The following is a 16247-nucleotide window of genomic DNA, read 5'->3' as shown; positions in this document are numbered from 1 at the left end:
CTTGGATGGAAAGATGTAAAAATTTGGTCAAAAACTTTGAAAGAACCTTATTCAACTCCACCCAAAAAGTTAACTTATGTTTTATTCGATTACTTTTAAAAAGACTCACTGCTTCCTGAGATACCAAATGGGTTCTATATAACCTTAGCTTGGGAGAATGATTGTCAGTCAGCGGCAGGGAACAGGGAACAGGGAACAGGCAAGAGATAATAATTATTCATTGTTAATTGTCCATTATTCATTGCTAATTGTTTACCTGTCTTAACCAGAAAATCTTAACCCGAATTCAAGTTATATATTAAGTAACCCCAAGAAAAACCCCTTTCTTATACCTCCTTATCACGGGCGAGTAATTGATGATAAACTTCCTCTAACTCCATATCACGTTGACGGGCAAAATCTTCATCACGAGATTTTAAAACATCTTCACGATTAGCATATTTGATAGTAATAAACACCGCTGCAATACTGGTGATAACAGAAATAGAAAAGAAAAATAAAGCCAAACCCAAATCAGCAAACTCACCATTACCTAATTTAGAGAAAAAGCTACGGGTTGCCATGGAAACTTGAGTGACAGCAGATCTTAAATTACCCTCCTCATCAAAGTGAAATTCGTATAACTCAGGAAATTCATCTCTTAAAAAAGCTAAATCATTACCTCTTTGCGCACGGATACTTAATTTGTCATCAAAAACTTTTCTGGCATCTTTATAAACCGCATAATTTTCTTGTCGTAACATATTAGCGCGAACACATATAGGAATTCTTTCCTCAGGGGTATTACTCCAATCTTTTTCACTCTCACTCCATAACCCTTCAAGTCTTACTATTTGTCGGTGACGATCAGGATCATTTTCGCTAAGGGTTCTTACATTTGCTTGTCCTTCCTCACATTGTTGGTTAACTTCTTCATATTCAGAAGAATTAAAGTTACTAAGATCTTCTACTTTCGCTTCCTGTTGAATAAGTAAATAATCAACGGCTTGGTATTGGATACCAGTGGGGTTAGTTAGCAATTCAACACCAATACCAGACACAAGGGATTTAACAAAACTAATACTAACCATGCCAAAGATACCAACATTTGCCCAACCACGGTTCTTTTTGGTACGATTAGCCACGGTACTAGCGGTTACATTAGAGAAACAAAGAACACCAGCATCAATTAACAATCCTAAAATAACGGCGGGGAAATTACCTAAAAATTTGAAACAAAAGAAGTAAAAAGGTGCATTAGAAATAAAGTCCACTACATTAGCAACGGTGTTGGTGTTTGCGGTAATGTTGGCGTGTTTTTTTAGTTCATAAGTGACATAGGCGTTACCATAATAGTCTTGGGGATTAGCAATTAAAAAAGAGCTTATTTTTTCTACTGATGATGGATCTTTGGGAGTTACTTTTTTGCCTTCTTGGGTGAGTTCTAATATTTCAGCGCAACTGGGATCTTGTTCAATGAATTTGATGATAAGTTCGGGTTTAGATAATTCGGTGTAGTTGTTTTGGGGGTGTTGTTGCTGTTGTTCTTGTTTTATCATCAATTATTCCTGCTTTTTTATCAACAAATATAGTTAAACATTCCCCAAGAATGGGTATTTTCCTATGACTGAGGAGGCACGTTTTCTCGGTGAAAATTAAGCTCCCTCCGAGGGGAAGGCAACTTAATTTTTATTGATTAACCAAGCATATCTTTTTACCTCCTTTCGTTGGAACATTTACTAAGATAAATGGCTTCAAGAAAGGTCTTTTTCTTGGTTTTGATTTAAATCTTTGTTTGATTTATTTTCAGGTAAATTGTTCTGTTTCTCATTAAGCAACCTCTTATACAATTGACTTCGGGGAAACTTCTGTACAAACCACTCCGGATGATTTTCCATAACCCAATACTTCACCTCGGACATATAGTGTCTTATACTTTTTAAATCGAGATATAAACGTAAATAAATATCCACAGGATGCTTTTTTTTAAAACCTTTCAAAAGTAAGTAATGTAAAAGAGAAGTTATACGGTCAAGTTGGTAATTTATCAGAACAATACGTTCTTGAACTTCTTCGATAGAAAGATTCTTTGATATTTTATTCATAAGTCCTCAGGAACAGTGTGCAAATAGATATATCCCATCTCAACCATCACTAGGCAAGATAAGACTAACGATCGCCCCTACAATTACTATTGTAGATTGCCCTAGGAAAAGGACTTTTCTTAGGTACGATTGGTACAGGGTTAAAGGGGCGACACTTTATTTAATCCCCCCTAATGGGGAAGGGGGGAAACCCCTTTGGGTGATTCTACAAAATGATTAAACGACAACCAGAATGATCAACGGCAGTGTCAATTTCACGGTAAAGAATATCAATCCATTCTCCTCTATCTTTGGGAAAATCTTTCCATTTTACTGCTAATACCCAATATTGTTCTAGTTTTAATGCTTGACGAATGCCATACCAACGACGACTTTTTAGGTCATAAATGCGATCGCGCCCTTTTTGTTCACTTTCTAACAAAGAAATACCCACACGAACTAATTTACCATCTTGGTTTTCTAGTTCAATGACAGCATCAATATTTAACACATCCCAAAGTACAAGCACATCACTAAAGTCATGTCTTTTATTTCTTGCCCATGTGACACGTTTAGATAAATATTGTTCAGCTACAGAGAGTAAGTGTTCAGCATTCAAATCAGAAGCTCTGAAAGCTAATACTCTTAATTGTGATGCTACCGCTTGAAATCTTAAACCTAACATTGAGTTGATCTCCTTTTATTTTTAGACATACTAACCCCTTGGGTTAGGATAAATCGAAAAAAGGAAAAACAATGCGTTACGAATCTGTCAGGTTTTGCTTTTTTTGAGCAACACAACTAATATAACTATAAATTCTGATTTCGTCAAGGATTTTTTGCAAGATTTTCCCTAACTCTTGACAATTACAAAGATAAGCTAGGGCAAGAAAAGCCTCTTTCTAAGGTGCGATCGCACAGCGCCATTTCATGATCGCACAGAAATTTACTTCTCACACTGCCACTTTACAATCACTCCTACTCTATTTATATTCCTCGGAGTCTCTCCATAGAAAACACCCCCAAAACTTCGATAGTTAAAGAGGTGTTTCCAACAAATCCCATGTAACCCCATGGGTAGGGAGAATGTAAAATAAAAAAAAGAGGTAAAAGAATGTTCCATTGTTTCCAACAAATCCCATGTAACCCCATGGGTAGGGCATTCAAAAGTTTGTTCACCAGTGTATATGGTTAACTTTGTTTCCAACAAATCCCATGTAACCCCATGGGTAGGGTCTTCGTTTCAGAGGCATTACACTACAAGAGTTTTAGCCTTTGAATCTACACAATAATAATCATAACACAAAAAATCCTAATTATGCAACAAAAAAAGAACTCTGAAACCCTTATGGGGCATGGCATCGACACAATACCACGAAATAATAGGCGTTTGGGGGTTTTTCATTATTGTGTAGATTTTATTTTGATAATGAAGATATAATACTAGACCTATCTACAATTAGACTACAAAATACTAACTTAGAGGGGGTTAATTTACGATCCACTAATCTACAGAATAGATAAGTATAGTGAAATACCTAAACCTGTTGGGGGATGGGGTACTTCTTTTATACCTTTTTTTGAAGCGGTGGAGAAACAAGGGCATCATAGTGATGGGGGAGAGGGGGTTTGGTTTGTATCTATTTGACGGATGGTTATGGTTGTTTCCCTGATAATGTGCCTTCTTTGCCTGTTTTATGGGTGGTTTGCGCGGGAGGCTTGGATTTACAGGAGTTTCCTTTTGGGGAAACCGTACGGCTTCTGAATTCTGTTTAAAGTGCGATCGCCCTTAACAAACTAAATTAAAGCCATTTTTCGTCGTTTAAATCCTCCTCAAACTTATCAACATCTTTAAAACCATAGGATTTTAACTTTTCAAGATAGGGTGAATAATCAAAATTTTCCTCATTCCAAGGTTCTATATCCCATACCGCAGATACAACATTTTCTAACCATCTTGGAGGGGGAGAATATTTTTTAAAATAGGCGATTTTTTCTTCAAAAGTCTTAATATTTTCCTCAAACCAATGATAATAAATCATCAAAAAATCTTCCCCATAACCCATTCTCCAAAACATACTATAGGGATGAGTATTAGTAAAAATAACCCAAGGAGGAGGCACTTCACCATATTTTTTTAAATATTGACTCACTTCTTTTTGATAATATTCAGACTCAAAAAAATTATCCATTTTTACCTCTTTTTCCTTTAACAATTACTAAGATATACTAGGCTAAGAAAAGGGCTTTTCTTCGTTAGGGTGTGCGTTAGGAAATCAAAAACTATTTAATAGTAAATAATACTAAATCTGAATGGTAGAGTATATCACCCCCGCCTTGCAATGAATTACAAGGCTAACAGTTTATCGTTCAATGAATTGAATTAAGGTATATTTTTATTTACGGATTTGGTATAATTATCCCCTCGCCTTTGGGGAGAGGGGTTGGGGGTGAGGAAAACTAAATTTACAATTCTGACAAATGATTTAAGGGTTCAAATTTACAGCGGATTGTTTCATCTTCCATTTCAACCTCTAGGCTAAATTTATGCTTTTCGGGTATGGTTACCATTCTTTTGTGAAATACAGCGCCCCCAGCATAGTCTTTTTTCTCAATTTGATCTCCCCATGAATCCACTTCACCCCCGATATATAACTCAGTGACAGAAACACCCTCAATAAACAATACTTCTGTAGGTTCAATGTCTTCTAAATCAACGGTAACCGTTTCGCCATCTTCTTCTATTTGACATACCCCTGATAAAGCGAATCCATTGGCAATGTAATCTTTCATAAATTTATTTTCACCGATAATATACAAGTTTCTCGATCATCACCCACCCTACACCCCCTAACACTATCACCACATAACTTTTAAGTTTCTTCAGGGTTAAAGTCGAAACTAGGATAATTACCTTCTACGTAATGTTTGATTAAATAAGCATGGGATAGGGGTTTTTTATAATTTTCCACATCACCATTGGTTTCATAATCTAATAAAACAACGGTTTTAGTTGCAGACATTTCTTTTAATTGTTTTACTAAATCAGCGAGGGGGTTTTCTAATATCCATAAATAACTGGGAAGATAGATAAATTTTCGAGCATCAATATAACTTAATAATTTGGTGTAACCCACAGAATGACCTTTACATTTTCCAAATCTTCTCACTGTTCTTTTGATCCCTTTCATATCTCGAATTTTCATTTTATTACGATCCACTGCTTGGGTTTCAAATACTTTTAAACCTTGCCAAATACCTTCTACAGATTGACTTGTCCAACGGGGATAAAAAGGAACGGGAATATTACCATGGGGATAAAAAGGACTAAATTTCACCCAAGGATTATCGCCTTTAGAGGTTACATCAATAATGGTGGCTTCGGGATAGTCTTTTTGGATATTTTCTAAACGACGACGGCGACTTTGAACTACTATGGGCATATATTTTTTTCCTCTTTTTTTAACCACACTTATTATGATAGGGGTGTTCAAGAAAGGGGGTTTTCTTGTGGGGTTGGTTGGTGGGGGTTACCCACCCCATGGTTTATTTTGGTAGTTTTTCTAATGATTCTATGATGGTTTGTGTGATGGCTTCGTCTCCTTCTTGTTGAGTCAGACTAAGGGCTTTTTGCCAATCTTTTTTGGCTTCTTCATATTGCTTGAGAGATTCAAAGACTTCTGCACGATTACTGAAATATATTACACATTCAGAATCAAGTTCAATGGCTTTGGTGTAATCTGCGATCGCCTCGTGGTACTGTTTTAGTTCATTGTAAGTAACACCTCGATTACAGTAAGCTGGTGCAAATGCGGGATCGATTTCGATGGCTTTGGTGTAATCTGCGATCGCCTCTGGATATTGTTTTAATTCATAATAGGTAATACCACGAATACCATAAGCATCTAAATTGTAAGGATCGAGTTCAATAACTTTGGTGTAATCTGCGATCGCCTCTGGATATTGTTTTAATTCATAATAGGTAATACCACGAATACCATAAGCATTTAAATTGTAAGGATCGAGTTCAATAACTTTGGTGTAATCTGGGATCGCCTCTTGGTACTGTTTCAGTTCACGGTAAACATCACTCCGATTACAGTAAGCTGGCGCAAATGCGGGATCGATTTCGATGGCTTTGGTGTAATCTGCGATCGCCTCTTGGTATTGTTTTAGTTCATTGTAAGTCATTCCTCGATTTAGATAATATCGTTTATATTCATATGGAGAATAAAATTTATATCGATCTGAAATTTCAATCGCTTTACTAAAATCAGCAACAGCTTCTTTGTATTTCTCTAATTGATAGTAGATATTACCCCGACGAAAATAAACAGAATTGAAACCATCAGGATTAAGTTCGATGGCTTTGGTGAAATCTGCGATCGCCTCTTGATATTGCTCTAATTCACTGTGAGTAATTCCCCTGTTATAGTAACCTGTCAGCTCTTCAGGATCAAGTTCAATCGCCTTCTCATAGTCGGCGAAGGCTTCTTTATATTGTCCTAATTCACTGTAAGTATTTGCTCTATCGCAATAAGCGGATGAATCTTCAGCATTCAGTTCAATAACTTTAGTCCAATCTGCGATCGCCTTTTCGTTTTCTTCATCCATATAGATGATGGCACGAGCACAATAAGCATTAATATACTCAGGATCAATTTCGATGGCTTTAGTGTAATCTGCGATCGCCTCTTGATATTGTTTCAATTCATTATAAGCATGACCACGATTAAAATAGGCTTCCTTATCTTGGGGATTAAGTTCAATGGCTTTGGTATAGTCAGCAATGGTTTTAGATTCTGTCATGGTAATAATATCTTCAATAATTTAGTTATTAGTAATCAATATTCGTCATCATAAACGTCACAAGGAAAGGGGGTTTTCCTGTCTTAAATCAATTGTGCTAACTGCTTTAATTCATCAATAATTAATAAAAACCGTTCTTCAATATCCGAAGCTGTGCGAGAATTTTTCCTAAATCCAGCATGAAGCACATCATTTCTTAAACTAGCTAGGCATAAGTTATTACCCCAAATATCTCCCACTTTTTTAGCTAATTCTTTATTTGATTTTTTCCACTCTTTCCATTTATCTCGATAAACGGATGTGCGATCGCCTATTTTCCCCCCCGCCAATAAAATTTCAACTTCATCTCTTTGTCTCTGATCTGAAGGATCTATTTCTAAAGAGAAACTAACATTTAATTGATAACCAAGGAAAGAAACTAACCACTCCCTAGCTAAACAAATTGATTGAACAATTTTATCTTTTTGATAATACCATTCAATCATATTTAACATATTAATTAAATCTTGTTTTTCATCTCCACTATCTAAATTAATCCCTAAATTTGCATAGTCTTCTTTCACTTTTCCTAATAATTTTTCAAAGGGAGGTAATTCTTGAATAACACTTTCTTTTGCCTTTTGAATCGCATCATCCAAAGTCGATGCTTCTTGAATAACATCCCGAGGGCGCAACAATTGTAAGCCCTGACTAATATTTTTTATTTTAGTAGCTAACTCTAGGGTAGTAGAATTTTCTTCTTGATTTTCCCCCAGTAAATTGACTAATTGTTTTCCATTTCCAGTCTTAATAAATTGATCCGTTGCCGTAATCCAATCAAGTAAACTCATGATTGGTAATAAGTCAAAAGTAGGCATATCCTGTCCTTTTTTATTAGGATCATAAGCCCCATAAACAAACCCTTTTATTTTCACATTATTGATAGTTCTTAAATAACTAATGGACAATAGAACTACCATGGGAATGGAACGAAAACTATGGGTAATATCAAATACAATTTCTTCATCAGGTGCGATCGCATTAGTAATAACATTAAAAATTTCCCAAATTTCCTCTGGGCTGTTATTTTCAGGAATATCTAAAGGTATTAGTTCCACATCTTTTTTATCTGCAAAAATTTCTTGTAAAGCATCCCAATTTTTTTTTCTAGCACCTTTTGTCAGTAAAATATATATAGATTGTGCTTGATAAAAATCACATACTGCCTCCTGAATAAAACAAGTTTTTACCTGCTGATTTATTTCGGGAAATTGAGGATGATTGTAGGTGGTTTCTTCGTAGTTTCCTGTACCCAGACAAGATATGATTTTAATAGGCTTATTCATAATTTATTTCACAAAATACTACCGCATTGTCAACCATAAGTGTAGCAATTGCTTCTCTCTACAAAGATTAAAAAATATTAACAATATGATTATGTATTATGAATATTAAGTTAACTTGTCTTTAACCCACAGGTTAATATTCTTGCAAATCGTATGATCTTAAATTATTAAATTCATGATTAGTGTAAAGGCGATCGCAAAGTGGCAGGCTTTGCCTGATCTCACTGAGATTTAATTCGCAGCGCACCCTTATGATAAGTCTTGTAATACATATTTTAATTATTCCTCAATTATTATCAATCAAATCATCTCTAGGAGAAAACAAAAAATGACAACATTTCATTTCTATTTTGATGAAAGTGGAAATTTTGACTTAGACAACCCACAACACGATCAAATTGTCGGAATTTTAGTCTATGATCCCAATAATCGAGCAAACCCCAATACTCTTCATGACACGGCTAGAACGATACTGGCAGAAAGTTATGAATTAGCTTATGAAAGAAGCCTCCCTTTAGAAATTCACGGCACGCAAATGCGTTGTGATAATCAGTATCATATTTTTGTTCAATGTTTACTAGATACACTAAATACGGATGCAAATATCAGCAAAACTTGGCAATCAATACGTATAGTTAACAAAGAAAGAATTGTTTATGAAGATAATAATGAAAATTACCTTTATATAATAGCTGAATTAGTATTAAAAATAGTACAACAAAAAGATAAAGAAGGATTTAAAGATATTAATCTATATTTGTACCCTGCTTCTCGATTTGTTCGGAATCAACAATATGAAGAAAAAATAGAAAATATTTTACGTTTTTTACAAGCTCGTCAAGAAAATATTATTGATTTTAGATTACGAAGAGTACAACAAAGACCAGCAGGGAATCATCGTTTATTACAAATAGCAGATGTATTGAGTAATGCTAGTTATAATAACTATAATAGATGTGTAAATAATCCATTGACAAAGGATAAGCTAGAAGCAATTTTCAAAGATTATAACTTTACTTTAATTGTACCTTTATTTTCCAAAAGAGTTGAAATTTTACTAGAAGAACAGTCTTATGCTTTAGCTTTACGATTCACTCTACTAGAAATAAACTCAGAAAATAATGGACATAAAGCCAAAGAATTTCTCACTCAAATTATTAATAAATTAGTTGAATTACCTTCCTCCGAAAGAAATGCACATCTTAACTATTTAATTACTTGGTTAGAACAAGAAATTAATCAAAAAAGAGATTCAGAAAATGGTTATAAATTAGCCAATAAAATCAATAAACATATTTACGCTAATTTAAGAGAAAAACTATCAGAAAAAAATGAACAAAAAAGCATAATTTGGTTTGAATATAACCTTCACTTTTGGGCATTAACTGCCTGTAATCATAGTGGAAAGTTATTTAAAGGTAGTCAAGAGGCGGAAATATTAGATCAGCTAAAATCAGAGCTATATCAACAAGTAGAGCATCTTAGCCTACTGATGGAGGGGTTAATTGCTCAAGCAGTTCATTATACCGATTGTTTTGAGTTTGATAAAGCTATTGAAAGAACTCAATTTGTTATCGATTTTTATGACTATTTCTTCGGGGATGAAATGCAACAATTTTTTACTGAAATAGTAGATGATAGGGAAAATAATAACAGTATCAAATCAGATTTACGAGCAAAAGGTTATGGAACTTGTTTACAAGCACAAGCATATAAATGTTTACAAAATAATAATCCTCAACTATTAGCCACTGCCCGAGAATATAGCGACAAAGCGATTAACGAATTTGTAGCTTTAAATGATAAACAAAGACAATATCAATATCGTTCTCAATTAGAAACCGTTGGAGGTGACTTTAGCGCATCTCGTCAATATTTAGCTAAAAGTTTGGATTTAAATGAGGATAGTTCCTATTTAGACATAATGCAACATCTTCGACAATTAGACATAAATAATCAAGCATTTCCTCTGTTACACTTATTTAGATTAGGCTATGGTTCCTATTTTCATAGTAATCATACCGAGTGGAACAAATTTCAAGAAGCATTACAACAGTCAAGATTATTAATTAATCCTTGGTTTGTTACAACCCCCCCAGAATATTATCCCATTCATAGTATTCTGCGCAGGGTGGCAAGTTTCGGTTTAATTATGAAAGATAAAAACTTAGCCCAACAGGCTTTAGGAAAACTCAACAACTTACAGCCTATACAAAAAAGTCCTATTTTTGGCTTAATACAAATAGCCACTTATCTTGAATATGCTGGTTTAATTTGGACTGGAGAGTTAAATAATGATTTTAGTAATCTTATTGCCCATAAAGATAGAACAAAAATTACAATCACATCTTTACTAAACCAATTAAATGACCAGAATTTTGAGCAAATGCAGGTTTTTAAAACACAGGTGATGGAAACTGTAACCGCAATTCAGGAAGGTAGTGGGCAAATTCTTGATGTTAAAAGAACATTACTGAAATTAGCCAATCAAATCGGTTATTAATAATTTTAGCGTTACTGAATTTATACTAAATCCGTGAATCAAAACATATCTTAGTTCAATTTATTGAACGATAAACTATTAGCCTTGTAATTCATTGCAAGGCGAGTGATGACATACTTTCTGAATCGGACAGATTTAGTATTAGGCGTGGTTTTAGACTGTATTTCGGGCTTCTAGCCCGATTTTTGCGAAGCCTTATGGCGAATAACAGTAGGGTGGGCAATGCCCATCATTGAAAACTGTCAGAATACCACTCTTGAGTTAGAGTAATATCCTTTTTGTGGTTACAAGAAACCTCCTTTTCCTTATGGCATTTATCTTATTAAATGTTGTCACCAACGAAGGAAAAAAACCTATGTTAGCTTTAAGATTCAGAACCATCGCATCTCAATTACAAGTATTAGGTTTCAACGCCCCTGACTTAAACGGAGATTATTTATTATCCATAGCTAAAAAATTCTTACCTAAACGTGTTTCATGGGCAGAAAACAGACGACATGATTTAAGTGATATTTTTGAATTATGGGAAGTTTTAAATATTGATAGTGTAATAGTTTTAGAAAATGCAGAAGGTAAATTAATCCGTGTTGGCATTTCCTTTGTTGCTGATGAAAGAAGAGGTACTGAATTAGTTTATTCTCGTCAAAGTAAAACATGGAGAAATATTCGTCACGCCTTAAACTTAGAGCAATATTGGGTATTTGTAGTTAAAGCAAAAAATTTCCCTAATGAAGAAGAATGGACTGATATTCTTTATGATGAAATTGATGTTCCTGCTTCTGAATCTGGTTGTCGTCTAGTCATTTTATAACGGTTGATGGGGGAGTTTATCTCCTCTTTTTCTTCCACAGTATATAGCAATTATTAGGCTCATGAAATACAAAACGATCCCCCTAAATCCCTCTTAATAAAGGCAGGAATGATTCAAAGTAGTAATAAAATTCCATTTTGATTAGTTCAATTTATTGAACGTAAACCGTTAGCTGTGGAATTTATTACACAGCGGGAATTAGACTCACAATTGACCCAACGTGTAATGAATTACACGTCTAACAGATCTCGTTAAATAAATTTAACTCTATTTTTCAGTAAAAATATTGTAGTTAATAATCATATTTGATGATTAACTTAGACAAAATGGTTGAATTACTTGCTATTTGTACTTTTAAGTTAATTTAAAATTGAAGAATGAATCACCCCTGCCTTAATAAGGGGGACTTGCAAATAATAAATACAACTCATAATTATAAAAAAATCTATATCATGTACAATAATCAATTTAAATTTTCTATTAACTATAATTCTAATATTGACAAATCAGAATTCATTTTAGAAGATCTTAAACCTATATCCGATGAATTTACTGTTATTGATCTGATTAAAGATGCTAAAATTCAGTTAGATCAATTAATCAATAAAAATATTTTTGATGATTTCCATGTCTTAAAAATTAGTGGACGTTTACCTTTACCTATTGCCTATCTTTTGGCTCACGATTTGCAACATTTTTTTAATGTAATTGCAGTTTATTATCCTCAAAAAAATATTTATGTAGTTACCCATAGCAGTAATGCTCATTATCAAGTAGGGGATAGTTTTAGTGATGGAAGTGATCAAAAAATTTCTGTAACATCGTCAGAAAAAGAGGCTTTTACTACGAGAGTATCAGGGGATATTTTATATGTTGATTGTACTTTGGGGATAAAAGACGGGGATTCTTTGACTAGGGAAGTAGAAGAAAAAATAAATCAATTAATTGCAACTAAACAGTTGAAGGGAGGTAAGCTATTAAAAATTAATGGTAAATCTTCTGTATTGGCAAGTTTTGTTATTGCCCATAAGGTATGTCATTTATATGCTAATGTCGCTGTTTTTGACCCTAAAATTGATGGTTATGTAACCGTAACACGCCATGGAGGTTTATATCCTATTGGTCATTATCTACCAGAAAATAATAATTTACATCAACATAAAAAAATAGTAATTTGTGGTAATGCTAACCGAGGAAAAACTTTAATAAAGGATGGTTTGAGAATGATTTTAAGTCAATATTTAAGAAATGAAGATTATTATCTAATTTCGGGGTGTCCTGATGGTGATGGTGCTTGGTATAGTGAAACCTGTCAAAATAATTCTTCTTTAGCTAGACGATTAAAAGATCAATATAAAGCTAGTTTTACCCCTGAGTTTGCTAAAAATAAAGCCCTTGAAATCAAAAATATTGGCACTCCTTTATTAATTTTTGATGTAGGGGGAAAAATGAATGGTAGTCAACTAACTCCTTCAAATCAAATCATTATGGCGGAGGCTAATTGTGCGGTTATTGTGGGGGGAAATGAGGTTGAAATTGCTCCTTGGCGTAACTGTTGTGAGGAATTAGGACTAAAGGTTATTGCTGAGATTACTACGAAAACAGAGGAGGGTAATGATACTTTTGATGTTAAAAATAATGTTTTTTCTGCCACAATTCATCAGTTAGGAAGGGGTAATAATTTAACTCAATCTACTGGCATTAACAAGCTAGCGGAATACATCGCCCCGGGGGATAATTTTTGATTGGGTAAGGCAAAATCTACACAATAATGAAAAACCCCCAAACGCCCATTATTTCGTAAGATTGTGTCGATGCCATGCCCCATAAGGGTTTCAGAGTTCTTTTTTTGTTGCACAATTAGGATTTTTTGTGTTATTATTACTATTGTGTAAATTCAAAGGCTAAAGCTCTTGTAGCGTAACGCCTCTGAAACGAAGACCCTACCCATGGGGTTACATGGGATTTGTTGGAAACGTGAAAAGGCTCCATGATAGGAGAGACTAGCCGTTCGTCCCTACCCATGGGGTTACATGGGATTTGTTGGAAACATCAATGCTGATGAAATCACCCTATTACAGTATATATCGACCCTACCCATGGGGTTACATGGGATTTGTTGGAAACACGAGAATCCAGTCCCATGAAACTATACAACTCCTGTGACCCTACCCATGGGGTTACATGGGATTTGTTGGAAACACCTCTTTAACTATTGAAGTTTTGGGGGTGTTTTCTATGTATGCTGTGTTGTGTGCAAATAATAATTAGTAGCAGAGCATTTCAAAATGGTATTGTTTGTAAGTAAGGTCTATGCCATTGAATGTAAGGTAGGAAATCCCCTTTTCTTAGTAGTGTTTATTATGGTCATGAAAGATAAAATGATCGCCCTAAATTCTCCTTGGTAAGGAAGGACTTGGAAATAATAGATATATTTCCTAATTTAGATAAAGAAAAATAAAGACTATAAAGATTAAGAATAAATCCAATTAATGAATAAAAAAATGTCTAAAGTAATAGTTTCCACCTGTGGCACAAGTTTATTAACCAATACTCCTGATAGCGATTTGAGAAAGTTGTTGATGAAAACGGGGAATTACCAAGAAACGGATTTTACTAAAGAAGAAAAAATATTAATTGATGAGCATATTACTAATATTGAAAATCAAATTAATGATCTAAGTATTATTGATGTTAAGAAAAAAAGTGCTGAATTAAATGGAATTTTGACTTATTATGATGATCAAATTCCTAGCTCATCGGGAACTCCTGATGTTCATTTTATTTTGGTTAGTGATACCTATCTAGGAAGAAAGGTAGGGGAAATTTTGGCTCATTGGTTAATGAATAATAAATTAACTGCTCAGGTGATCACAATTGCTGATTTGGCTACTAATAATCGGGATAATTTTCGTTTGGCAATGTCGGAGTTGATCAACTGGTGTAATGACACTTTAAGGGGTTATCGGGATACGGGTTATGAAGTAATTTTCAACCTCACAGGAGGGTTTAAAAGTGTTCAGGGTTTTTTGCAAAGTGTGGGAATGTTTTATGCGGATAAATGTATTTATATTTTTCAATTTAGTTCTCAATTATTGACTATTCCCCGTTTACCGATTAAGTTAGATACGGAGGAGATTATTGGTGATAATTTAACTATTTTTCGCAGGTTAAATGCTGGTTTTACTGTTAAAAAAAGTGAGTGTAAAAATATTCCTGAAACGCTTTTGTTTTACCTTGAAAATGAAGACAATGCGACTCTTTCTGAATGGGGGGAGTTAGTCTGGTTACAGTCCAAAAATAACTATTATAAAGATGAATTGTTACCTCCTTTGAGTGAAAAATTGGTTTATTCTGAGGAGTTTAAAAAGAATATGCTAGCTTTCCAAAATCGTCCTGATAGGATAATATTAGTTAATCAAAGGTGTGATCAACTAAGTCGTTTTTTAGAGTCTCCAGATAATGATAAATATAACCCTCCTTCCCTAGATTATAAACCCATAACTAAAAGCCCTTTTCCTGATTCTGATCATGAATGTGATGCTTGGAGTGATCAAGATGCACGCAGATTGTTTGGTCATTGGTTAGGAAATGGACAGTATCAAATTGATCGTATTGGTAAGGCTCTACATTAATATTACTGTATAAGGGCGATCGCACCATGGTAGCTTACCCATAATCAACCCTAGTATGCAATAGGGGGTTTTGACCCCCATCGAGTTTAAATAACCACCAGACGACAACCAGAATTATCCACAGGGGTATCAATTTCACTATAAAGAATATCAACCCACTCTCCATTATCCTTAGGAAAATCTTTCCATTTTACCGCTAACACCCAGTACTGTTCTAGTTTCAACGCTTCACGAATACCATACCAGCGACGACTTTTTAGGTCATAAATGCGATCGCACCCTTTCTGTTCACTTTCTACCAGAGAAATACCCACACGAACCAACTTACCATCTTCATTTTCCAACTCAATGACCGCATCAATATTTAAAACATCCCAAAGCACAGCCACATCACTAAAATCATGTCTTTTATTGGTTGCCCATCTGACACGTCTTGGTAAATACTCTTGGGCGACAGATAGCAAATAATCCGCATTCAAATCAGAAGCCTTGAAAGCTAATACTCTTAATTGAGATGCCATAGTCTGAAATCTTAAACCTAACATTGAGTTTATCTCCTTTTATTTTAGACACACTAACCCCTTGGGTTAGATATAGTCCGAAAAAGGAAAAAAAATGAGTCGTAAACCTGCTAGGTTCTGCTCTTTTTTGAGCAACACAACTAATATAACCTTATACTATTTATTTCGTCAAGGGGTTTTAGATACTTTTTTTGCTACATCAAGTTTGCCCAAAAAGTCTTAGGAATTATCCCCACAGAAAACTCCCCCAAAACCTACATAGCCCTGATCTGTCACTTTCCGATTAAGTTGCTTTAGTAGATATATTTTCAGCCATTTGTAAATTCCGATAATTTATATTACTAAAAAATTCTTGAAATAGTTTAACATTCGGAGTCTTGTAATCTAAGAATGGTAAATGTTTTCGGAGAGTGACAAAAGAGGGATAGCATCCCTAAATCATTTATGAAAACTTAAAAGTAGGTTCCCCCCTCTTACTAAGGCAGGGGTGATTCAAAGTAGTAATAAAATTACATTTTGATTAGTTCAATTTATTGAACGTAAACCGTTAGCTGTGGAATTTATTGCACAGCGGGAATTA

The 16247-nt window shown here is 34.3% G+C and carries 14 protein-coding genes; 5 read left to right on the top strand and 9 right to left on the bottom strand.

What is annotated here, in order from left to right:
• Positions 1-326 precede the first annotated feature (326 nt).
• The 3 genes from ACXITR_RS01300 to ACXITR_RS01290 all read right to left on the bottom strand — a co-directional run bounded on the left by ACXITR_RS01300 (position 327) and on the right by ACXITR_RS01290 (position 2748).
• A complete protein-coding gene (locus ACXITR_RS01300) occupies positions 327-1538 on the bottom strand; it encodes a hypothetical protein (protein ID WP_457995427.1) in 1212 nt (403 codons plus the stop codon).
• A gap of 195 nt (positions 1539-1733) precedes the next feature.
• Positions 1734-2084, bottom strand: coding sequence for a hypothetical protein (locus tag ACXITR_RS01295; RefSeq protein WP_457995426.1), 351 nt, complete (start codon positions 2082-2084; stop codon positions 1734-1736).
• Between the two features lie 205 nt (positions 2085-2289).
• On the bottom strand, positions 2290-2748 hold the full coding sequence (locus ACXITR_RS01290) for a hypothetical protein (RefSeq protein WP_457995425.1): 459 nt from the start codon (positions 2746-2748) through the stop codon (positions 2290-2292).
• A gap of 944 nt (positions 2749-3692) precedes the next feature.
• Between ACXITR_RS01290 and ACXITR_RS01285 the strand changes: the two genes are divergently transcribed.
• The gene (locus ACXITR_RS01285; protein ID WP_457995424.1) at positions 3693-3839 is read left to right on the top strand and encodes a hypothetical protein; all 147 of its coding nucleotides are present in this window, start codon (positions 3693-3695) and stop codon (positions 3837-3839) included.
• Between the two features lie 26 nt (positions 3840-3865).
• Here the strand turns inward: ACXITR_RS01285 and ACXITR_RS01280 are convergent, their stop codons facing one another.
• From ACXITR_RS01280 to csx2, 5 genes are all read right to left on the bottom strand, one after another.
• The gene (locus ACXITR_RS01280; RefSeq protein WP_457995423.1) at positions 3866-4255 is read right to left on the bottom strand and encodes a hypothetical protein; all 390 of its coding nucleotides are present in this window, start codon (positions 4253-4255) and stop codon (positions 3866-3868) included.
• A gap of 274 nt (positions 4256-4529) precedes the next feature.
• Positions 4530-4856: a hypothetical protein gene (locus ACXITR_RS01275; RefSeq protein WP_457995422.1), complete on the bottom strand. Its 327-nt coding sequence runs from the start codon at positions 4854-4856 to the stop codon at positions 4530-4532.
• Positions 4857-4936: 80 nt separating this feature from the next.
• Positions 4937-5506: a DUF6939 family protein gene (locus ACXITR_RS01270; protein ID WP_457995421.1), complete on the bottom strand. Its 570-nt coding sequence runs from the start codon at positions 5504-5506 to the stop codon at positions 4937-4939.
• 103 nt (positions 5507-5609) lie between these two features.
• Positions 5610-6872 (bottom strand): tetratricopeptide repeat protein, encoded by a 1263-nt coding sequence (locus tag ACXITR_RS01265; RefSeq protein ID WP_457995420.1) that lies wholly within the window; start codon positions 6870-6872, stop codon positions 5610-5612.
• An 83-nt stretch (positions 6873-6955) separates the two neighbouring features.
• Positions 6956-8197, bottom strand: a complete 1242-nt coding sequence (csx2, locus tag ACXITR_RS01260) for a TIGR02221 family CRISPR-associated protein (protein WP_457995419.1) — start codon at positions 8195-8197, stop codon at positions 6956-6958.
• A gap of 328 nt (positions 8198-8525) precedes the next feature.
• On the opposite strand from csx2, the gene ACXITR_RS01255 reads away from it, so the two are divergent.
• The 4 genes from ACXITR_RS01255 (at position 8526) to ACXITR_RS01240 (ending at position 15146) form a co-directional block, all read left to right on the top strand.
• On the top strand, positions 8526-10700 hold the full coding sequence (locus ACXITR_RS01255; RefSeq protein ID WP_457995418.1) for a DUF3800 domain-containing protein: 2175 nt from the start codon (positions 8526-8528) through the stop codon (positions 10698-10700).
• A 307-nt stretch (positions 10701-11007) separates the two neighbouring features.
• Complete coding sequence (locus ACXITR_RS01250) at positions 11008-11511, top strand: hypothetical protein (protein WP_457995417.1); 504 nt, start codon at positions 11008-11010, stop codon at positions 11509-11511.
• Between the two features lie 452 nt (positions 11512-11963).
• The gene (locus tag ACXITR_RS01245) at positions 11964-13256 is read left to right on the top strand and encodes a hypothetical protein (protein WP_457995416.1); all 1293 of its coding nucleotides are present in this window, start codon (positions 11964-11966) and stop codon (positions 13254-13256) included.
• A 759-nt stretch (positions 13257-14015) separates the two neighbouring features.
• A complete protein-coding gene (locus ACXITR_RS01240) occupies positions 14016-15146 on the top strand; it encodes a putative CRISPR-associated protein (protein WP_457995415.1) in 1131 nt (376 codons plus the stop codon).
• A gap of 86 nt (positions 15147-15232) precedes the next feature.
• Here ACXITR_RS01240 and ACXITR_RS01235 read toward each other — a convergent pair whose 3' ends face one another.
• Positions 15233-15691 carry a hypothetical protein gene (locus ACXITR_RS01235; protein WP_457995414.1) on the bottom strand — a complete coding sequence of 153 codons (459 nt, stop codon included), beginning with the start codon at positions 15689-15691 and terminating at the stop codon, positions 15233-15235.
• Positions 15692-16247: the final 556 nt, after the last annotated feature.

The organism is Cyanobacterium sp., from assembly GCF_054166785.1.
The sequence above is the reverse complement of the archived record's forward strand: the minus strand, read 5'-3'. Positions and strand labels throughout refer to the sequence as shown.